The sequence below is a fragment of the Janthinobacterium sp. SUN206 genome, assembly GCF_030587305.1.
Classification (GTDB): Bacteria; Pseudomonadota; Gammaproteobacteria; order Burkholderiales; family Burkholderiaceae_D; genus Janthinobacterium; species Janthinobacterium kumbetense.
The window spans coordinates 437,595-459,074 of the sequence record NZ_JAPWIB010000004.1 but is presented as its reverse complement, the minus strand read 5'-3'; the positions used below and the strand labels follow the sequence as shown (position 1 = coordinate 459,074).

Here is a 21,480-nt window from a genome sequence, read left to right as displayed (position 1 = left end):
CATGCCGCTTGCCGCCCCCCGCTACACGGCTGCTCATTACACGGCTGACTACCTGCGCCTGAAAGGGCTGGCCGAGAAGGGCAATGCGAACGCCCAGCACAGCCTGGGCTTCATGCATTTCAATGGCCAGGGCATTGAGCAAAGCTATGCGCTGGCGCTGCACTGGTACGGCCTGGCCGCCGCGCAGGGCCTGGAGCATGCGCAATACAACCTGGGTGTGATGTGCCAGAAGGGACAGGGCGTGGCGCAGGATTTTGCGCAGGCGGCGCACTGGTACCAGCAGGCGGCCGAGCAGGGGTACGCTGCGGCCCAGTACAACCTGGGCTGGCTGTATGCAAAGGGCCAGGGACTCGCGCAAGATAGCGGGCAAGCCATGCTGTGGTTCAGCCGCGCGGCGGAACAGGGCGACGCGGGTGCGCAAAACAATCTGGGCATGATGTATGACAATGGTAAGGGCGTGCCGCAGGACTTCGTGCAAGCCATCGCCTGGTACCGCAAGGCGGCCGAACAGGGCTATGCACGGGCGCAGTTCAACCTGGGTCTGCGCTACGATAATGGCCAAGGCGTGCGCCAGGACCGCCAGCAGGCGACGGCCTGGATGCGCAAGGCGGCCGAACAGGGCTATGCGCCTGCCCAGTTCAACCTGGCGCTGCGCTATGAAAATGGCGACGTGCTGCCGCAGGACAGCGGGCAGGCGATCACTTGGTACCGGCGCGCGGCCGAGCAGGGCCACGCCAGTTCGCAATTCAACCTGGGCTTGATCTACGATAATGGCCAGGGCGTGCCCTGCGATAAGCAGGCGGCACTCGCGTGGTACGTGAAGGCAGCGGGCCAGGGGCACGCGGCGGCCCAGCATAACCTGGGCCTGCACCATGAGCATGGCGCGCAGGACTATACCCAGGCACAAGTGTTCTACCGCCAGGCGGCCGGGCAGGGTTTTCCCGCAGCCCAGTATCAGCTGGGACTCCTGTATGAGCATGGGCAGGGCGTGCCTGCCGATGCGCAGGAAGCCATCTTCTGGTACCGCAAGGCGGCCGACCAGGGACATGTGCGGGCGCAGTTCGACCTGGGTCTGCGCTATGAACATGGCCAGGGCGTGCCGCAGGATCTGTCGCTGGCGCTGGAGTGGTACCGCCGCGCCGCCGAGCAGGATTACGCGCCGGCGCAATACATGCAGGGCGTGCTGCACGACCGCGACGATAGTCCGGCGCCCGATAGCCAGCTGGCCTGCGCCTGTTACTGCCGCGCGGCCGCGCAGGGCCACAGCCTGGCCCAGTTTGCGCTGGGCCTGAGGCATGACAATGGCCAGGATGTGCCGCAGGATTATGCCGCGGCCTGGGACTGGTATGCGCTGGCCGCGCGTCAGGGCCATGCGCGGGCGCAAATGAATCTGGGCTTGATGGCGGCCAGCGGCCAGGGTGGCCCGCTCGATTTGCAGCAGGCGTATATCTGGCTGTCGATGGCGGCGGCGGCCGGCGTGGCGGGCGCGGAAAAATCCCTGCGCCAGACGGCGGCGCGCATGCGCGAGACGGATCTGGCGCGGGTGCGCGAACAGCTGGCGGCGATAGCAGGCTGAACCTATCCCGGTAGGGAGCGTCTTCTGCTGGCAGCGTATTCGGGAGCGCGGACAAGGCGTGAGGAGGATGCGTGGCGAGCCACGCGACGACGATCAACGCAGTCCCCGCTTCCGAGGTGCGCCAGCAGGAGATGTATTCATCTGCTGGGATAGGTTCTAAACTATGCCGCCGGCGTTAGCGTGCGCGGATACAACAGCCGGTGTTGTATAGTCCCTTCCCTTCGCCATCTGTGGCACCCCTTGTTTCCCCCAACACGCAAAAAATTGCTGCAGTATTTGCAGTTTTGATGTGCTAAGGTTCCAGCAGAAGGTAGTCTGTCTATTCTTTAGAAAAGGAAAACTATGCGCCTGAACCCTTTCCTTGGCCGTTCGGCCGTCCTCCTGTGCGCGTTGGTGTTGCTGTCGTCCGGCGCAGGCGCCGCCGGTCCCCTGGATGCCCTCAGTAACCAGGATGCGAGCAATGGCTTGAAGGCGGCGCTGGAAGCCGGATCGGCCGCCGCCGTTGCCAAGTTGGGCATCGAAAATGGTTTTCTCAATAACGACAAGGTGAAGATCAAGTTGCCCGGCATCCTGGAACAAGCCAAGCCCTTGCTGAAAATGACGGGCCGCGGCCAGCAACTGGACGATCTGGTGGTGTCGATGAACCGTGCCGCCGAGTCGGCCGTGCCCATGGCCAAGCCCTTGTTGCTCGACGCTGTCAAATCGATGAGCGTGAGCGATGCAAAAAATATCCTGTCCGGTGGCGATACCTCCGTCACGGATTTCTTCCGCCAGAAGACATCGGCACCCCTGGCCGTCAAATTCCTGCCCATCGTGAAATCCGTTACCGACCGCTCCGGCCTGGCCAGCAAGTACAACAGCACCATGAGCCAGATCGGCAAGACGGGACTGGTGCCGCAGCAGCAATCGACGGTGGAAGGCTATGTCACGGACCGTGCGCTTGACGGCCTGTACCTGATGATCGGCGAGGAAGAAAAAGCCATCCGCAGCAATCCGCTCGCATATGGCAGCAAGATTATCGGCAAAGTATTTGGCAGTTTGAAGTGACCTTTCCCGCCTGCCGCAGCGCCGCAGGCGGCGTTTGCGGTGCAGGGGGAGGTGTGGCGCTAGGGAAACAAGTTAAGCATTTGCTACAAGAAAACAATGTTAAAATTCTGCGACATATATTCCTGAGGCATGATTAAGCAACGATCTGTTGCCCGGGAGTGCCTAGTTTTAGTGGCGAACTGATACGTGGCATTGCAAGATGCCCGTGGGTTGGCCTTTTTTCGTTTCATTCACTTTTCCCCAAGCTCATTGATTTTCTGAAGACATTGTCAGGAATTCCAGGTGCAGGATCTTTAGGTAGCCGGATTTGTTAAGCGTACTCAGAAAATCAATCAAATATACCTGGTGTGGCTGTCTGGTGCTTGGCGCGCCTTCGGTGATGGCCGCGACCCCGAATCATGGTGGCCAGTCCGGGTATATCAATATGCCCAGCGCCGTGGTGGAAACGGATGGTACCTTCAGCGTCGGCTACAGCTACGACAGCCCGTATGGCCAGTTATGGGCGACGGCGAATATCCTGCCTTTCCTGCAAATGACGGGACGTTATGTGTCGATCACGGGCATACCCGGTTTTACCAATGTGCCCGGTGAATATGGCAGTGGCTATGGCCGCTACAAGGATAAAGTCGTCGACGGCAAATTGCGCCTGTGGACAGAAACGGAGTGGATGCCGTCCGTTGCCGTCGGCATGACGGATTTGTTCGGTACCGAGCTGTTCAAGGGCCAATATGTGGTTGCCACCAAGACATTTGGCGTCAGCAAGAATATCGAAGCGAGCCTCGGCTATGCTCATAAACGCCCGGACGGGGTGTTCGCCGGCGCGCGCTGGACGCCGGCCGCGCTGCCACGCTGGTCGGTGGTGGCCGAATACGATACAACGAATTACTTGCGCGACTTCCGTGCCAGCGAAACGGACGCCGGCAAGCGCCGCAAAGGCGCGTCCGTGGGCCTGGAGTACCGCTGGGGCTGGCTTGCCTTGCAAGCGGCCCGTAACCGCGACCAGTTCAGCCTGAACGCCTATATCAGCATTCCGTTTGGCGAACGCGAGTTTGTCCCCAAGGTGTACGAACCGCCGTATTTCGTGGATGACAAGAATCCGCCACCGCTGCCAAGCAAGGAAGAATGGCACCGCGACGCCGTGTATGGCGCCGACCTGGTCAATGCCCTGGTGAAGCAGGACTACAAGAACATCCGTGTCGAGCAGGAAGGCAATGTCCTGAGCCTGAGTCTGACCAACAGCCGGATTTCGAACATGGGTCGCGCCGTTGGCCGTGCCGCGCGCACGGCTGTCGCCTTCGCGCCAAAGGGCGTGACGACCTTGCGCATCACGTATACCAAGCTGGACCAGCCAATCGCCACCTACGAATTCTTTGATTTGCCAAAACTGAATGACTATTTGGCAGGCAAGATCGACCGCAAGGCCTTCCTCGACGTCGTGCTGCTGCGCTACCCTGAAAAAAGCGATGTCATCCGCGATGATCAGCAAAGCTGGCTGCAGGAATTCCTCGACAAGCCAGCGCCCGTCGTGGCCGCCGCACCTGCACCGGCACCGGTACTTGCTGCGGTTCCTGCCAGCGCGCCTGCTGGCGTTGCGCCAGCGGCAGCTACCGCTGCCGTTTCCGCGCCGGCTCCCGCCAAGGCTGCCAATGTCCTCAAGGACGATGGCAAGCTGGCCGTCGGTGTCGGCGTCGATGGCGACGTGGTGCAGATCAAATCGCTGGACCGGGAAGCGAACCGTTTCAAGGTCGCTCCCAAGGTGGGCTTCTTCTTCAATGACCCGAGCGGTGCCTTCCGTTATTCGATCTCGGCCGTGGCCAACTACGACCGCCGCCTCGGCGACGGCCTGTACCTGAATAGCGCCGCCAGTCTGCAGTTGCTGGAAACCGTATCGGGCGTCAAGCAGCCATCGAACAGCAATTTGCCGCACGTGCGTACCGATATCGCGGAGTATTTGCGCGGCGGGCGGTTCTCGCTGAGCCGCGTCTTGCTGAACAAATACAACAATCCCGCCGAGCGCGTGTATACCCGCATGTCGGCCGGCCTGTATGAAGACATGTTCCGCGGCGTGGGCGGCCAGGTGCTGTACCTGCCGAAGGATAGCCGCTGGGCGGCCGACGTGGCTGTCGATGCCTTGCAGCAGCGTGGCTACAAGGGCTTGCTCGATTCGCGCGACTACAAGACGGTGACGGCGATCGGTTCCCTGCATTACCGCTTGCCGCACGATATTACCGTGACGGCGCGCGCCGGCCGCTTCCTGGCCAAAGACACGGGCGTGCGCGTGGAGTTCAAGCGCCGCTTCCAGTCCGGCATCGAAGTCGGCGCGTGGTACACGCATACGAACGGCAACGACATCACTAGCCCTGGTACGCCGTCGAAGCCGTATCAGGACCGTGGCATCTTCCTGTCCGTGCCGCTGAACAGTATGTTGCCGATGGATACGCAATCAACGGCCGGCTTTGCCATTGCGCCATGGACGCGCGACGTGGGGCAGATGGTGGCCTCGCCTGGCGACCTGTACGACATGTTCGAGCGCCCGCGTGCCGACATGCACAGCTACGATGGCCTGGGCAACTTTGCCGAGCGCCCGGACGAACAGCACCTGCCTGCCGTCAATCCGCCAGACCGGCCGTTTGTCAGTCCATGGCCCGCCATGCGCGCGCGCCTGGAGCAATCCGCATCTGCGACGCCCAGCGCCCCTGAGTGGCTCAAGGCGACGGCGGTGGTCGGGGGCGTGGTGCTGGCATCAGCCCTCAGCGACAAGCCCGTCGACCGTTTCGTCAAGAAGCACGAGGATTCCAAGGTCTACCGCAACTGGGACAAGCTGGGCAAGGCCATGCCATACGCGGCAGTGGGCGCCGCTGCCGCCGCCTTCGCCTTGGGCGATGAGCGCATGCAAAATACGGGACTCATTTCCCTGCAATCGGTTGCCGCGGCAACGGGCGTGGCAGTGGCCGGAAAATATGCGTTTGGCCGCGCCCGACCAGAGGAAGACCTCGGAGCGTGGAGCCGCGTCGGCAGCGGCAGTTCCCGTTCAAACTCGTCGTTCCCTTCCGCGCATGCCGCGATCGGCTTTGCTGCCGTGACGCCATTTGCCAAGGAGTACGATGCGCCCTGGCTGTACAGCGTGGCCGCCGTGGGTTCCGCCGGCCGCGTGTTCGGCCGCAAGCACTGGGTGTCCGACACGGTCGCCGGCGGCATCCTGGGCTACGCCATGGGCAGTTGGCTGTGGCACGCGCAGCGCGACCAGAGCAAATCGGGTTTGTCGATCAATCCCGGCCCGAAAGAAATCAGCGTGACCTGGCAGGGCAAGTATTAAGCGCGCATGGCGCTCCCTTTACTCATACAACATTCATCCAGACAAAGACCAGCATGAAAAAGCAATTTCGTACTCCCCCGCCTTTCGTGAAACACATGATTTTCTCGGCTTTCCTGCTGGGTGCAACTTCGGCCTATGCCGTCGAACAGGAACTTGGCGTAACTGACATGCCCCGCACGGATATTTCTCGTGCACAGGCGAATGAAATGGGCGGCAGCAGTTTGCCCAGTATTCGCAGCGGACGTGGTGAGCAGCGTCAGGCAAAAAAAGTCCCCGTCAACAGTAACGGCAAACGGAGCATTGTGGGTACTGGTACTGATGTTGATGCGCCAGTCGGGGCTTTCGAAGAGTATGTCGATGGCGTGACCGGTAAGAAATTGAGGATCTTTGGCCAGGATCTGTTCGGCGACGTGCCGTCCACCTTTGCGCCGCTCGATGGTGTCCAGGTGAACCAGGAATACGTGATTGGCACGGGTGACGAGTTGCAGGTACGCGGCTGGGGCATGGTTGACATTGACGTCAGCGCCACGGTTGACCGCAGCGGTGCGATTTTCATCCCACGCGTCGGCTCCATCAAGGTCAGCGGCGTGCAGTACAAGGATTTGCAGGGCTATTTGAAAAAGGCTATCGGCAAGATATACACCAATTTCGACTTGACTGCGAGCATTGCGCAAACGCGTGCCGTGCAGGTCTACGTGGTTGGCCATGCCGTTCGTCCCGGTACGTATACCCTCAATTCCATGAGCACCCTGCTCAACGCCCTGTTTACCTCGGGCGGTCCGGACGCTACCGGCAGCATGCGCAGTATTCAGCTCAAGCGCGGCAAGGATACCGTCACCACGTTCGACCTGTATGACATGCTGGTCAACGGCGACAAGAGCCGTGACGTCACCTTGCGCGACGGCGACGTGATCTATATTCCTGAGGTGGGCCCGCTGGTGGCCTTGACGGGCAGCGTGAAGCAACCGGCCATCTTCGAGTTGAAAGGCAACGCGACACTGGCTGATGTACTGAGCTGGGCCGGCGGTTTTGATTCGGCGGCGGAAACCAAGCAGATCGTGGTCGAAAAGAACATCGACAATCAATATAAAACCGTGCTGGAACTGGTAGCCGACAAAGGCGTTTCCAGCAGCCAGTTGGCCGGCATTGCCGTCAAGCCTACCGATATTCTGCGCGTGTTCGCACCAGGCGCTGTACCCGTCCAGGCACAAATCCAGAATGAATACGTGCGCGTGGCTGGCGAAGCAAAGCAGAGCGGTATTTTCTTGCTGAAAAAAGGTGAAACCTTGCGCGAACTGATCGCCCGTGTCGGTGGTGCCAATGAAAACGGCTACCTGTACGCCACCCAATTGAACCGCGAATCCGTACGCCGCGCCCAGCAAATCAAATTGAACCAGGTGGCCGACCGCTTTGAGCGCGACCTGGAATCGAATGCCACCCAGCGCATCTCCTCGAGTGGCGACAAGGAGAATGCGGCAAAAACGGCTGCTGAAGTCGAGCAGCAGCGCCGCATCGTGCAAAAACTGCGCACCGTCAAGGCCGAAGGCCGTATTGTGCTCGATTTGCCTGGCGTCGATACGCAAGTGAAAAACCTGCCCGATTTGCCCTTGCAGGACGGCGACTCGATCCTGATCCCGCGCCGCCCCGGCACCGTGGATGTGCTGGGTTCTGTCTTCCAGCAAAACGCGTTCGTTTATCGCTCACAGCGCACGGTCAACGACTATGTACAGCAAGCTGGTGGCATCACCGCGAATGCGGATAAATCCGAAATGTACGTGATTCGTGCGGATGGCACGGCGAAAAGCGGCCAAGGCACCGGCTGGTTCGGTGGCCTCGGCGGCACGGCGTTGAATCCGGGTGATACCGTCGTGGTGCCTGAAAAAATCGAACGCAGCACGTTCATGCAGAGCTTGAAGGAATGGACAGCTATTTTTTATCAGTTTGGTTTGGGTGCGGCTGGTTTGAAAGTGCTGAAAGACTAATGTCAAGTAGATGCCAGGGTATCTTGATAGTTATGCGATATGCGTAAGACAAACGAACCTTGGTGACGCTGAAAATATGACGGGTTATCAACCGAGAGAAAAAGATGTCTGAGCAATTAAAAAATAGAGAGCAGAGCGTACCGATGAATGAAAATAATGATGAAATTCACTTATTGGATATATTGACTGCACTTGCCCGGCAAAAAAAAATATTGTTTATGGTGCCGTTGGTAACGGGAGTATTGGCAATCGCTGTTGCATTCCTGATTAAGCCGACTTTTTTATCGACAGCAGTCATTTTACCTCCTCAGCAGCAAAGCTCGGGAGTCTCTGCCATGTTGGGACAGCTTGGCGGGCTGGCTGGAGCCGCCGGCGGCATTGCAGGGTTGAAAAATCCTAATGATTTGTATGTTGCCATGTTGCAAAGTCGAACCATCGCAGACAAACTGATAAGTCAATTTGATTTGAAAACACGCTTTGATGTGGAAACATTAGACGAGGCGCGCAAGAAATTGGACGGCATGGCGACTGTCGTTAATGATAAAGCCGGAACTATTTCTGTGCTTGTCGAAGATAAAGATCCGAAATTTGCGGCCCAAATAGCCAATGCCTTTGTCATTGAGCTGTCGAATTTGACCAAGGGCCTTGCGATAACCGATGCTGCGCAGCGCCGCCTGTTTTTTGAAAAACAGTTAGTCGCGGTTAAAGACGACTTGGCGAATGCCGAAATTGCTTTGCGCAAGACACAGGAAAGTACTGGCATGCTGCAATTGGATGGACAAGTCGAGGGCATTATCCGTAACGTTGCCCAGTTGGAAGGAACGATTGCAGCCAAAGAAGTGCAACTGAATGCAATGCGGAGCTTTGCAACAAATAACAATCCAGATCTTATGCGTTTGCAGGGGGAAATACAAGGATATCAAGCTCAACTTGGTAGATTGAAAACAGGGAAATCATCCAAGGACGGCGATTTGATGGTGCCAACCGGAAAGATTCCTGAGGTGGGGGTTGAATATATACGAAGCTTGCGTAATGTTAAATATCAGGAAACCATATTTGAATTGCTGTCAAAACAGTATGAGTTGGCAAAAATAGACGAGGCCAAAGAATCGTCGAACATACAAATTCTCGATAGTGCAGTACCGGCAGAAAAAAAATCAAAACCGAAAAAAATGATTATTATTATTTTGGGATTTGTCGGTGGTGGATTCTTGGCATTGTTTTTGGCATTGATGCGTGATGCATATTTGCGGTCTGCTCATGATGAGGGCAGCAAATATCGTTGGAGCGCTCTGAAAAATGCTTGGGCGGGAAAAAATAATTGAATAGCGGGTATGCCTGGGCCTGCCTGCGGGTAGTAAATTGAAGAGTAAGGGAATTAAATGAAAGCTGTTATTCTGGCGGGAGGATTGGGAACCCGTATTAGTGAGGAAACATCAACAAAGCCCAAGCCGATGGTGGAAATTGGTGGCAAACCGATCCTCTGGCATATCATGAAGTCCTATTCTGCACATGGTGTTAATGATTTCATCATCTGTTGCGGTTACAAGGGCTATGTCATCAAGGAATATTTCGCGAATTATTTCCTGCACACGTCGGACGTGACGTTCGATATGCAGAATAATCAGATGGAAGTGCATGCGCGCAATGCCGAGCCGTGGAAAGTGACACTGGTCGACACGGGCGACGAGACCATGACCGGCGGGCGTCTGAAGCGTGTCCAGCCCTACCTGGAAGGCGAAGAGGCATTCTGTTTCACCTACGGCGATGGCGTGAGCGATGTCAACATTACTGAATCGATCGCCTTCCACAAGGCGCACGGCAAGCTCGCCACCCTGACCGCGACCCAGCCGCCCGGCCGCTTTGGCGCGCTGAATCTGGATGGCAACAAGATCAACAGTTTCCAGGAAAAACCGCAAGGCGATGGCGCCTGGATCAACGGCGGCTATTTCGTGCTGTCGCCGCAAGTCATCGACTATATCGCGGAAGACAGTACCGTGTGGGAAAAGGCGCCGATGGAGCGCCTGGCGCGGGAAGGCGAAATGCATGCCTTCTTCCATCATGGCTTCTGGCAACCGATGGATACCCTGCGCGACAAGGTACATCTGGAAGAACTGTGGCAATCGGGCAAGGCCCCCTGGAAGGCGGCTTGATGAATCCCGCATTCTGGCAAGGAAAACGTGTGTTCCTCACCGGCCATACCGGCTTCAAGGGTGGCTGGCTGAGCCTGTGGCTGCAGCAGCTTGGCGCCGACGTGACCGGCTATGCGCTGGCGGCACCGACCACCCCCAGCCTGTTTGAGGTCGCCGACGTGGCCAGTGGCATGCAGTCGATCATCGGCGACGTGCGCGATGGCGACGCAGTCAAGCGCGCCATGGCCGCCGCGCGCCCGGACATCGTCATTCACATGGCCGCCCAGCCGCTGGTGCGCTACTCATACGCCAATCCGGTGGAAACGTATTCCACCAACGTCATGGGCGTGGTGCATGTGCTCGAAGCCGTGCGCGCCACGCCTGGCGTGCGTGCGGTGGTGAACGTTACCAGCGACAAGTGTTATGAAAACCGCGAATGGCCGTGGGGCTACCGCGAAAACGAGGCCATGGGCGGCTACGATCCCTACAGCAACAGCAAGGGCTGTGCGGAACTGGTGACAGCCGGCTACCGCAGTTCCTTCTTCCATGCCGACAAATACGCCGAACACGGCGTGGCTCTGGGCAGCGGCCGCGCCGGCAACGTCATCGGCGGCGGCGACTGGGCGCTGGATCGCCTGATCCCGGATATGTTGCGCGCGATCGGCGCCGGCGAGCCGGTAATGATCCGCAATCCCCATGCAATCCGCCCGTGGCAGCACGTGCTCGAGCCGCTCAGCGGCTATCTGACCCTGGCGGAAAAGCTGTATACGGCAGGCCCCGTGCATGCCGAAGGCTGGAACTTCGGCCCGCACGATACCGACGCCAAGCCCGTCGAATGGATCATCGAGCGCATGACGCAAGAATGGGGCGCGGGTGCCTCCTGGTCGCTCGATGGCCAGGACCATCCGCATGAGGCGACCTATCTGAAGCTCGATTGTTCCAAGGCACGCGGCCAGCTGGGCTGGCATCCGCGCTGGGACATCGGCCAGACCATCGCCAAGATCGTCGAATGGCATAAGGCCTGCGACCAGGGCGCGGACATGCGGGCAATGACGCTGGCGCAAATCGCCACCTATCAAAATACCTGATTAATTACCTAATAAATTGAAGGCTGTATCATGAGCGAACAACTGACCCAACAACAAATCCGCGAGCAGATCGCTGCCCTGGTGGCGCAATACGGCGCACTGGCCAGCGTGCCGAAACCCTTCGAGCCGGGCGTGACGGTGATTCCACCGGCCGGCAAAGTCGTCGGCGCCCCCGAGATGGGCCTGATGGTCGAAGCCTCGCTGGACGCCTGGCTGACCACGGGGCGTTTCAATGACGAATTCGAACAGCGTCTGGCCAAGTTCATCGGCGTCGAATTCCTGATCACGGTGAACTCCGGCTCGTCGGCCAACCTGGTGGCCTTCTCGGCGCTGACGTCGCCGAAACTCGGCGCGCGCGCCATCCAGCCCGGTGACGAAGTCATCGGCGTGGCGGCCGGTTTCCCGACCACCGTCAATCCGATTTTGCAATATGGTGCGGTACCCGTCTTCGTCGACGTGGAACTGGGCACCTACAATATTGACGCCAGCAAAATCGAAGCGGCCATCACGGACAAGACCAAGGCCATCATGCTGGCCCATACCCTGGGCAATCCGTTCAACCTGGAAGTCATCGTCGCGCTGTGCAAAAAGTACAATCTGTGGCTGGTGGAAGATTGCTGCGACGCCCTGGGCGCCACGTACAACGGCCAGATGTGCGGCACCTTCGGCGATATCGGCACCATGAGTTTCTACCCTGCGCACCACATCACCATGGGTGAAGGCGGCGCGGTGTTCACCAACAATCCGGAACTGAAAGCGATTGCCGAATCGTTCCGCGACTGGGGCCGCGACTGCTATTGCGCGCCAGGCAAGGACAACACCTGCGGCCAGCGCTTCTGCTGCAAGCTGGGCACGCTGCCGGACGGCTATGACCACAAGTACACCTACAGCCACCTGGGCTACAACCTGAAGATTACCGACATGCAGGCCGCCTGCGGCCTGGCGCAGATGGACCGCGCAGCCGGTTTCGTGCAGGCGCGCAAGGACAATTTCAACTACATGAAAAATGGCCTGCAGAGCTGTGCGGAGTTCCTGATCCTGCCGGAAGCGACGCCGAACTCGGATCCCTCGTGGTTCGGTTTCCCGATCACCCTGCGTCCGGAAGCGAATGTGGACCGTGTCAGCCTGCTGACCTTCCTGGACCAGCACAAGATCGGTACGCGTCTGCTGTTCGCCGGCAACCTGACGCGCCAGCCGTACATGATCGGGCGTAACTACCGTGTTTCGGGCGAGCTGACGAATACCGACCGCATCATGCACGACACGCTGTGGATCGGCGTCTTCCCAGGCTTGACCCGCGAAATGATGGATTTCTCGATCAGCAAGATCGAAGAATTCTTTGGCGTGAATTTCTGATACATCTGAGTATGCATATCGTCGCTGAACTTTTGCAGAGCACTCTTTTTTTGCAACCAGATCGCTTCGATGAGATGCGGAGCTTTTTTGTCAAAACCTGCAATGAAAAATTATTGCCCGCGCTCGATATCGATTTTGAGTTGAAAGACGACGTTTAGTATGCTTCTCAAGTACAACATGCTCGCGGTTCTCGGCGCCGGAATTGGCCTGATGAACTCGGTGCTGGTATGGAAACTGTTTGGTACGGATATTAACTCTGATATCTGGTTATTGAATGTTGGAGTTATAGCGATACTAAGCTTGTTGGTACTGATTGGAGTAGAGCAGTTCCAGGTATTTTATACCGAGATATATCTAAGAAATAAAGAGGATGCTGCTGATTTCTTGGGAGGTGCATTTGTATGGGCAATAGTCAGTGGCTTAGTATTTAGCGCAGTTTGCTTTGTAATTGTTGATGCAATAATGGATGGATTTGCAGGAGGATTTGGAAGGCAAGCCAAGGAACTTGCCATCCCCGTATTTTTAATATTACTAATCCAGGTAGCTTTTTCGCCGCTGCTTCATGTAGTGCGCTGCACCTTGAATGTGCATCACTATTATGGTGCATCTTATTGCCTATCCTTGATATTGCCTTTAGGTCAATTATTAAGTTTGCTTGTTTTTATTTTTATTGATGAGCATGATGTTGTTGAACTTGCTAAATGGAGCAGTTTTTCGATATTGGTGCAGTTGGTGTTGTATCCATTAATTTTGATCAAATGGGCAAGTTTACCCAAAAATATAGATGCAAAATTTTTCATTTCGTTCATAAAAAATAGTTTTACGATGCGTATTGGACATTCCTTTCATAATTTCTTTGTCGGAATGATATTAAACAATGCGCTTTCATATCTGGCGCCAGGAATGATATCCATTTTCCAATATGCCAAGAAGTTTTCGGACGGTTTGGCGGGCGTTGCAATAGGACCGCAAGCCAATATATATCATGCCAGGCAGGCCAAAGCATGGGTTGAGCGTGATAAAAAACTATTTTATGTCAATGTAAAAGTTTATTTGAAAAATACCCTCCCGATTTATATGGTGGGAGTATTTTTAGTTTGGTTTATTATGCCATGGCTTCTGGAGATTCTATCTCAAGGACGTGATGCCGACAGCGTTATCGGGATTAAATTTGTATTTCTTGCTTTGGCTGCATGGCAAGGAATTATTTCGATAGAAACAATATTCGCGGGAGTCGTCGTTATCGCAAAGCGCAGCATGATTCTATGGATGGTCAATGGATTATTTATTATCAGCTTTTTTGTTACGGTAAAATTTATTCCAAATAATTTTTCTGTATGGTGGCTTGCCATTGCTGGACTGCTAACCCAGTGCATAAACTTTATTTTTTACGCTGCCTTTGCATGGCGATTAACCAATAAACATTTTCCATAAAGATAAATTATGCATTTGCCAAAAATTAGTGTGGTTATCCCTACTTATAATCGTGCTAAATATCTTGATCAAACAATAGGTAGTGTAATCTGCCAAAAGAATGCCGATTTCGAAATAATAATTTCCGATAATTGCTCAATTGATAATACTTCTGAGGTGGTCGAGAAATATTTAATGAATCCACGTGTTAAGTATTTTAAAAATACAACAAATATTGGGATGGTAAATAATTGGAAAGAGGCAGTGTTTAATCGCTCTAGCGCGGAGTGGTTTATTATTTTATCGGATGATGATTATTTTGTTAATGATGATTACTTGAGAAGCGTACTAAGCTGCATAGAGAAAAACGAAAACATTGTACTTGTGTACGGTGAAGGTACTATTTTTGATGAAACAAAGAAAGAAAGTACATTTCTTTCCTTGCCATTTCCCGATGTTGTCTCAGGTATAGATATTTTTATGTCGCGGGGTACAGTGAAACCCCAAGATGCAACTTTATGTAATATGGCATTCAATCGAAGATTAGCGATGGAGTTGAATGCATTCTCCAATCCGGATAATTTATCCTGCGACTCTGAATTGTATCTAAAATGTGCATTGCTTGGAAATGTTGGTATTGTCAAGGGAAACAATTCTGTCTATCGGTTTCATTCAAGCAACTTAGTTAATACAATTTCATCTTCTCCATCATTAAGATTGGGAAATCTTGATTTTATTTTTAATGTGCATGATTTTGCAAAAGATAAATTAAGTGCAAGTCAGATTAATAAATTTCTTGAGAATGTGAATGCAAAAAATGGAGTCCAATCATGCTTGTTGAAATCTGCAGCTATTGGTTTGGATCAATACATCCTGTGCAAAAAATATTTGCTTGAAAAAAATCATGGTTTGACAAATTTATTTATTGAAGAGCCGGCTTTCAAAATAAAATTATTTTTATGTCGTTATTTTGGAAGGGCATTGCCTTTTTATCTTGGTTTAAAAATGAAATTTTTACGGATGAAAATATCCAATTCCATTGGATGATAAGTGATGATTTTGAAAATTGTTAAATTTCTCCATTTGCCATTCCATGAGAAAGTTAATAGATGCTTTCTAATATTGGCTATTTTAAAAACAAAAATTTATTATAATTTTGTTTTTAAGAAAATTGGCAAGCGATCTTTATTATTTAAGCCACTTTACATCGGAAATCCTCAATGTATAGAAATTGGGAATAATACGATGATACGTTCGGGGGCTCGACTGGAAGTTGTTGGAGAGAATAATGCATGGGAGCCAGAATTGTTAATTGGCGATAATGTAAATATAGAGCAAAATGTACACATTGTTTGTGGTTCGAGAATATCGATAGGGAATAATGTTTCGATAACGGGGCATGTTGCTATTGTTGATGTGAATCATCCTTATAATGATATTTATAATTCAATAAAGGTTGGAGACAGAGTTCAATGTGAAGGTAATTATGTTGAAATCGGCGATGGTGTTTTTATCGGCTATGGTTCGATAATTCTACCAAATACCAGGATCGGAAAAAATTCTATCATTGGTGCTCATACGGTAGTTAATTCTGACGTACCAAGTTACTGCATAGTTGGTGGGAATCCGATGCGGATTATAAAAAAATATAATTTTGAGTTAAACGAGTGGGTAAAGATGCAATGAATATATTGATAACAGGTGGTGCAGGTTTTATCGGATCAAATCTTGCTTTGCAATTAATAAAAGCAGGACATGTAGTTACGATTCTGGATAATTTATCCCCACAAATTCATGGCCCGAATCCAGCCGTAACATCAATGCTGTATCGCAGTATCAAAGACAAAACAAATTTTGTACTTGGGTCTGTTACGGACCGCGCCGCTTGGGAATCTGTTTTACCTGGTCAAGATGCGATTGTGCATCTTGCTGCGGAAACTGGTACTGGGCAATCCATGTATGAAATACGCCGTTACGTAGATGTTAATATTGGTGGTACGGGTTTGATGCTGGATTTATTGGCAAATGGTTCATATCAAATCAAAAAAATTGTAATAGCGTCGTCGCGCTCGATTTATGGCGAAGGGAAGTATCATTCTTCTGCATTGGGCATTATCTATCCCGGTGCACGCAAGGATGAAGATATGCAAGCAGGTCGATTCGAACCTTTATGTCCAAAGACGGGAGAACCGTTGATGCTGCTTGCTACCGATGAAGACTCAAAAATTCATCCATCGTCAGTTTATGGTATTACCAAACAAAATCAGGAACAGATGGTAATGACGGTCTGCGCTTCAATCGGAATTGGCGCCACAGCTTTGCGCTATCAGAATGTCTATGGCCCTGGCCAGTCCCTGAGTAATCCTTATACCGGTATTTTGTCGATTTTTTCAACCCGGATTAAAAATGGAAATGGTCTGAGTATTTTTGAAGATGGTAAGGAGAGCCGTGATTTTGTATTCATTGAAGATGTCGTTGCTGCAACGACCCTTGCATTGACGAGTGACGCGGCGAATGGAGAAGTATTTGGTATCGGAGCTGGCGTTGCGACGGATGTACTCACTGTTGCCAAGTCATTGGTTGGTCTGTTTGGCAAGGAAGTACCCATCGAGGTGACCGGTGCTTATCGTCTCGGTGACATTCGTCACAATTATGCTGATATAGCCAAAGCGAAACGTTTACTTGGATTTCAACCTAAAGTGCCGTTTAGCGAAGGCATTGCTAGTTTCACAGCTTGGGTAAACGAACAGGAAGTACAGACGGATAACTACGAGTCAAGCATCGAAGAAATGAAAAAACGGGGATTGTATAAATGACCCCTCAAGTTGGTTTGGTAACTGTTTTATTCAACAGTGCTGATGTGTTGCCTGGTTTTTTTGAAAGTTTAACACGTCAAAAATTCTTGGATTATTGGCTATTCATCATTGATAATAGTTTAGATGATCTATCTTTTTTAAAGTCGCAAGAGTTGATAAAAAAGACTGGCATGCAGAATGTTACGTTGATAAAAAATGATCAGAATGTCGGTGTAGCAAAAGCGAATAATCAAGGTATTGCACTTTCACTGAAAATGCAGTGTGAATATGTCTTGCTTCTTAACAACGATATTGAGTTTAAAGATGCCGATTTATTGAGTCGCATGCTTGCATTGGCGAAAAAACGTGATGAGAAAATAGTTGTTCCAAAAATCTACTTTCACGACTCTGGATTGATCTGGTGTGCGGGTGGAGAGATTAAGAAGTGGCGCGGCAGCACGATTCATCGAGGCGAAGGTGATGCTGATATTGGGCAATATGATATGGCCGAATATACAGCTTATGCTCCAACATGTTTCATGTTGATCCACGCATCGGTATTTGAAAAGGTAGGAATCATGGATGAGCGGTATTTCGTATACTACGATGATACCGATTTTGTACTGCGTTGTAACCAGAATAATATTCATGTTTATTATTGGCCCGAAGGCCAGGTATGGCACAAAGTAAGTAGCAGTACCGGAGGGGATATGACACCTTTTTCGGTATATTTCGGATCGAGAAATCGTATATATTTTATAAAGAAAAATTACCCTGCATTCGTAGCGTTAGTTGCTTTGACTTTTTTTATTTTGACAAGGTTTTTGAAATTTAAGCTATATAGGTTGGATTTACGTAAGAAGTTAATCTCAGGTATTTTTGATGGTTTCAAGATGTAATATCTTCCACTGCGTGGTAGAAGCAGTGCCATTTAAAGATATGCTGTATTGCAATATGCCACTACTGAAGAATTCACTGAGAGCATTGTCATGCCAAAATGACTGTGATGTATCTCATGATAGTCGGCGACGTTGTCAACAGCACTTCTTTCAGATTTATTTTTAGTTGTATTAGCATTTGGCAAAATAGATGAAAAATTATTTTTTGCTTGAGAAAAATAATCAAATGGGGTTGATGCAGGGTCTGTTTATTGCAGCAGCTTTTACATCCTCATTCGATATTTTTTTAATTATAAATCTTGGTCTAAATTTCAGAATTTCACAAATATTTTTGCTATTTCCTATTTGTATAGTGATGGCGAGCATGCTTGAAAAGAAATTTACTGTGCCATTGGGACTGAAGTGGCTGTGTTTATGGGCAGTATTTATTTTATTGTTTATTCCCAATGGAAGTTTCCCTGAGCGGAGTATTGGATATTTTGCCTGGCTAATTATCAATATTGCCACTATTTTCGCATGCGTCCAGATTTTTTCCAGTAAGGAAAAGGTGAGGCTGCTGATGAGATGGTATATTTATTCTTTTGTTGCCATTGCATTATATGGGGTGCTGCAGTTTATTTCTCCATTGATTGGCCTTGGTAGTTTTTTACTGGTTCAACAATGGTGGATTCCTGGTGTTTTGGCCAGGATCAATGGATTCTCATATGAACCATCTTTCTATGCCACTTATCTGTTAATGGGCTGGGTTGTTTGCGCATATTTTATGGAAGTTAAGAATACATTATTTTCCAGAAGAGTTTTGAAATTTTGCTTCTTAACAATTACCCTTTCAATAGTCCTAAGTTCTTCGCGAATGGGACTGCTGATGATAATTCTTTGGTATTTACAGCACCCTGTACGTTTCTTCGTGAAACTCGCATGCGGAAAAGTGGATCGAAAACTGGCGAAAATCGTATTATTCATGAGCGCCCTATTGATTTGCCTGGTGTCAGCTATCGTATATGTGATTGGCATCGACAATATTGCTTTTTTGTTTCAAGGTGTTGGGTTATTTGGCGGGTCTTCTCACTCGGTCAATGATCGTGAGAATGGATTGCGTGATACTTTAACGCTGTTTCTTAATAATCCGATTATTGGCACAAGTTTGGGAGGGATTGCTCCTGGAATTGCCAAGTTACACGGAGTAACCAGTCTCGATTTTGAAACTGTCAAATTATACGAGGGTAATGCAGTATTTGCAGAAGTTTTAGCTGCCAGCGGATTTTTTGGATTCATTCCCTTCATGATTTATATCTTCATGATCGTTGTCGAACCCATGCGCCTAGCCAGAAAATTGCCGCCTGAGCAGGCACAGATTTTGAAAGGTCTGGGTCTGGCACTGCTGTTTGAGTTTTTGATATTGCAATTTAATCAAAACATTTTACGTCAATATTTATGGATACATATCTCAGTAATGGCAGCCGTTTATGCAGTATTCAAACGCCAAAACTTGTCTGTAATAATTCTTGATAACCAAAATTCTTTGAAGGTATAGTATTTTGAAATTTTTCTATGACGCCCGCTGGATTGGGGATCATGGCATTGGCCGGGTTGCTCGCGTATTGGACAATGCGCTGAAATTTCCCCATCTGGAGGTGGAGGGCTCGCCCTCAGCACCGTTTGACGCGTTGCGTTTGTGGTTGGCAACATTGAAGCGTATTCCAAAAGGGAGCGGTTTATTCAGTCCAGGTTATAACGCACCGCTGTTTTTTTCGCGCCGCTTTGTGTTCACGATTCATGACCTAAATCATATTGATCGCACAGAAAATAGCAGTTGGCTGAAGACATTGTATTACACCATAATTATGCGTCGCGCTTGCCATAATGCTTCGGCAGTATTAACCGTCTCTGATTTTTCCCGGCAGCGAATTATCGATTGGTCGGGCATTAACCCTTCCAGGGTAATTAATGTCGGCAATGGAGTCGATCCATCATACAACGTTAATGTTGCACCGTATAGTCCTGGTTTTTCTTATCTGTTGAGTGTAAGCAATCGAAAACCACATAAGAATGAGCCACGCATATTACAGGCATTTGCATTGTCCAATATTGATCCAGAAATTCGTCTGGTACTTACGGGGAAGCCGACTGAGGAGTTACTGCTTCAGGCGAAGACGCTGGGAATTTCTGAACGACTGGTATTTGCCGGACGGGTTGAGGAAAGCGAATTGCCTGGACTTTATCGCGGAGCGCTAGGACTGGTTTTCCCGTCTCTCTACGAAGGATTTGGTTTGCCCGTGATTGAGGCGATGTCATGTGGTATTCCGGTATTGACGTCGAATACCACTTCATTACCGGAGGTAGCGGGCGATGCCGCATTGCTGGTAGATCCGGATTCGGCCGAGTCTATCGCCAAAGGTATTTATACCTTGTGTAATGATACCGACATGCGTGGATTCCTGCGCACCAAGGGCTTGCTCCAGGCCAGAAAATTTTCTTGGGACGAAACAATCCGCAAGGTACAGGCAGCCTTGGCTAGCGTATGAAAAACTTTGGCTGTTAATGATTGCATGTCAATAATTAGAGCAGGTTAATGGTTTATTTGAAATTTCTTTATTTGAAGGTGTTTAATGAGTATTGCCCTGATCAGAAATTCCTTGCTGGAAGCACAGTCAGCTCTCAGTGACTTGCTCAACAATGAAGTGGTGCTTGCAAATGTAGACCGGGCGGCGAATCTGATCGTTGAATCGTTGCGCAATGACGGTAAGGTGCTTTCCTGTGGTAACGGTGGATCGATGTGCGATGCAATTCACTTTGCTGAAGAACTATCCGGCCGCTACAGGAAAAACCGCAAGGCGCTGGCGGCCATGTCCATCAGTGATCCAGCCCACATTACTTGTGTGGCGAATGATTATGGCTATGACTACGTGTTCTCGCGTTTTATCGAAGGTCATGGTCGTAAAGGAGACGTCGTGTTGGCAATCAGTACCAGCGGTACCAGCCCGAGCATTTTGAACGCGGTCAAAGCCGCCCAAGACAAGGGCATGATCGTGGTTGGCCTGACAGGGCGTGCTGGTAGCGCTCTTGACGTCATGGCAGACGTCAGTATTTGCACGAAGGCCGGCCAGTTTGCAGATCGTGTTCAAGAACTGCATATTAAAATGTTACATATCATTATTGAACTTATTGAGGAAAAGCTGGGTTTGTCCTGATTGTTAGGGAATTTATGTCGAATGATGGGAATGCTTGTTTACAATTGAATGGTGCGCGGGTGCTGGTAAAGGGGCGATTTAATGCTGGATCGTTACTGGTTTGGCAGTACGGGCCGTATATCATCAGAGGCGCCAGTGCCACTGGTTAATATTGCCAAGGACGACTTGCGTCCGGGCGGTGCAGCCAATGTTGCAGTGAGGTAAGTTCGGTACCGCGACTGTGACGTCACTGGAACTTGAGCGTGTCATGCATCTATCTGGTGGTGAGCCCTCGTTGGTGTTGCGGGAAGGGGACTTATTACAACGGGTACTCGAAGCAAAGGCGGCGGGAAAACGCATTGTATTTACCAATGGCTGCTTCGATATTCTGCATGTTGGGCATGTCCGCTATCTGGTCGCTGCAAAGTTGTTGGGCGACTTGTTAGTAGTGGCTGTCAATGAAGTTGCATCGGTTAAACTAATCATTGCTCTGACCGGATGCAAGTCTTGGCGGGGGGGGGGGGGAAAGCGTCGACTGGGTGGTCCAATTTTCGGAGAGTACACCCGAGCGTTTGATCAATCTGTTTGTGCCCGACATCTTGGTCGAGGGCGGTGATTATGTTCCTGAAAAAATCGTTGGCTATGATGCGGTTAAAAATGCAGGTGGCAGAGTTATCGCGCTGGAATTCCATAATGGATATTCGAC

General features: G+C 51.1%; 17 protein-coding genes and 1 pseudogene. All 18 read left to right on the top strand.

Going from position 1 to position 21,480, the window contains the following annotated elements; all coding sequences use genetic code 11:
- Position 1 precedes the first annotated feature (1 nt).
- Positions 2–1,576: an SEL1-like repeat protein gene (locus tag O3300_RS22710; protein ID WP_305054189.1), complete on the top strand. Its 1,575-nt coding sequence runs from the start codon at positions 2–4 to the stop codon at positions 1,574–1,576.
- Between the two features lie 342 nt (positions 1,577–1,918).
- Positions 1,919–2,623 (top strand): DUF4197 domain-containing protein, encoded by a 705-nt coding sequence (locus O3300_RS22705; RefSeq protein WP_305054188.1) that lies wholly within the window; start codon positions 1,919–1,921, stop codon positions 2,621–2,623.
- A 424-nt stretch (positions 2,624–3,047) separates the two neighbouring features.
- Positions 3,048–5,939, top strand: a complete 2,892-nt coding sequence (locus O3300_RS22700; RefSeq protein WP_369812315.1) for a YjbH domain-containing protein — start codon at positions 3,048–3,050, stop codon at positions 5,937–5,939.
- Between the two features lie 53 nt (positions 5,940–5,992).
- Entirely contained in the window at positions 5,993–7,921 is a 1,929-nt protein-coding gene (locus O3300_RS22695) for an SLBB domain-containing protein (RefSeq protein WP_305054186.1), read from the top strand.
- Between the two features lie 104 nt (positions 7,922–8,025).
- The gene (locus O3300_RS22690) at positions 8,026–9,246 is read left to right on the top strand and encodes a GNVR domain-containing protein (RefSeq protein WP_099666288.1); all 1,221 of its coding nucleotides are present in this window, start codon (positions 8,026–8,028) and stop codon (positions 9,244–9,246) included.
- 57 nt (positions 9,247–9,303) lie between these two features.
- Entirely contained in the window at positions 9,304–10,074 is a 771-nt protein-coding gene (gene rfbF / locus O3300_RS22685) for a glucose-1-phosphate cytidylyltransferase (RefSeq protein WP_099666289.1), read from the top strand.
- On the top strand, positions 10,074–11,141 hold the full coding sequence (gene rfbG / locus O3300_RS22680) for a CDP-glucose 4,6-dehydratase (RefSeq protein ID WP_099666290.1): 1,068 nt from the start codon (positions 10,074–10,076) through the stop codon (positions 11,139–11,141). The genes rfbF and rfbG overlap by 1 nt, the downstream gene beginning before the upstream one ends.
- Before the next feature lie 30 nt (positions 11,142–11,171).
- The gene (gene rfbH / locus O3300_RS22675; protein WP_077408253.1) at positions 11,172–12,497 is read left to right on the top strand and encodes a lipopolysaccharide biosynthesis protein RfbH; all 1,326 of its coding nucleotides are present in this window, start codon (positions 11,172–11,174) and stop codon (positions 12,495–12,497) included.
- 177 nt (positions 12,498–12,674) lie between these two features.
- Complete coding sequence (locus tag O3300_RS22670) at positions 12,675–13,931, top strand: hypothetical protein (RefSeq protein WP_305054185.1); 1,257 nt, start codon at positions 12,675–12,677, stop codon at positions 13,929–13,931.
- 9 nt (positions 13,932–13,940) lie between these two features.
- The gene (locus O3300_RS22665; protein WP_289900097.1) at positions 13,941–14,957 is read left to right on the top strand and encodes a glycosyltransferase; all 1,017 of its coding nucleotides are present in this window, start codon (positions 13,941–13,943) and stop codon (positions 14,955–14,957) included.
- A gap of 6 nt (positions 14,958–14,963) precedes the next feature.
- Positions 14,964–15,596 (top strand): acyltransferase, encoded by a 633-nt coding sequence (locus O3300_RS22660; RefSeq protein ID WP_305054261.1) that lies wholly within the window; start codon positions 14,964–14,966, stop codon positions 15,594–15,596.
- The gene (locus O3300_RS22655; RefSeq protein WP_099666293.1) at positions 15,593–16,726 is read left to right on the top strand and encodes an NAD-dependent epimerase/dehydratase family protein; all 1,134 of its coding nucleotides are present in this window, start codon (positions 15,593–15,595) and stop codon (positions 16,724–16,726) included. The genes O3300_RS22660 and O3300_RS22655 overlap by 4 nt, the downstream gene beginning before the upstream one ends.
- The gene (locus O3300_RS22650) at positions 16,723–17,604 is read left to right on the top strand and encodes a glycosyltransferase family 2 protein (protein WP_099666294.1); all 882 of its coding nucleotides are present in this window, start codon (positions 16,723–16,725) and stop codon (positions 17,602–17,604) included. The genes O3300_RS22655 and O3300_RS22650 overlap by 4 nt, the downstream gene beginning before the upstream one ends.
- 190 nt (positions 17,605–17,794) lie before the next feature.
- Complete coding sequence (locus O3300_RS22645; protein ID WP_305054184.1) at positions 17,795–19,138, top strand: hypothetical protein; 1,344 nt, start codon at positions 17,795–17,797, stop codon at positions 19,136–19,138.
- A gap of 4 nt (positions 19,139–19,142) precedes the next feature.
- Positions 19,143–20,129 carry a glycosyltransferase family 1 protein gene (locus tag O3300_RS22640; protein WP_305054183.1) on the top strand — a complete coding sequence of 329 codons (987 nt, stop codon included), beginning with the start codon at positions 19,143–19,145 and terminating at the stop codon, positions 20,127–20,129.
- A gap of 84 nt (positions 20,130–20,213) precedes the next feature.
- Positions 20,214–20,795: an SIS domain-containing protein gene (locus tag O3300_RS22635; RefSeq protein ID WP_077408748.1), complete on the top strand. Its 582-nt coding sequence runs from the start codon at positions 20,214–20,216 to the stop codon at positions 20,793–20,795.
- 14 nt (positions 20,796–20,809) lie between these two features.
- Positions 20,810–20,990, top strand: a pseudogene (locus O3300_RS22630) (D-glycero-beta-D-manno-heptose-7-phosphate kinase); the annotation flags it as partial.
- A gap of 52 nt (positions 20,991–21,042) precedes the next feature.
- On the top strand, positions 21,043–21,390 hold the full coding sequence (locus tag O3300_RS28435; protein WP_369812314.1) for an adenylyltransferase/cytidyltransferase family protein: 348 nt from the start codon (positions 21,043–21,045) through the stop codon (positions 21,388–21,390).
- The last annotated feature ends 90 nt before the right edge of the window (positions 21,391–21,480 follow it).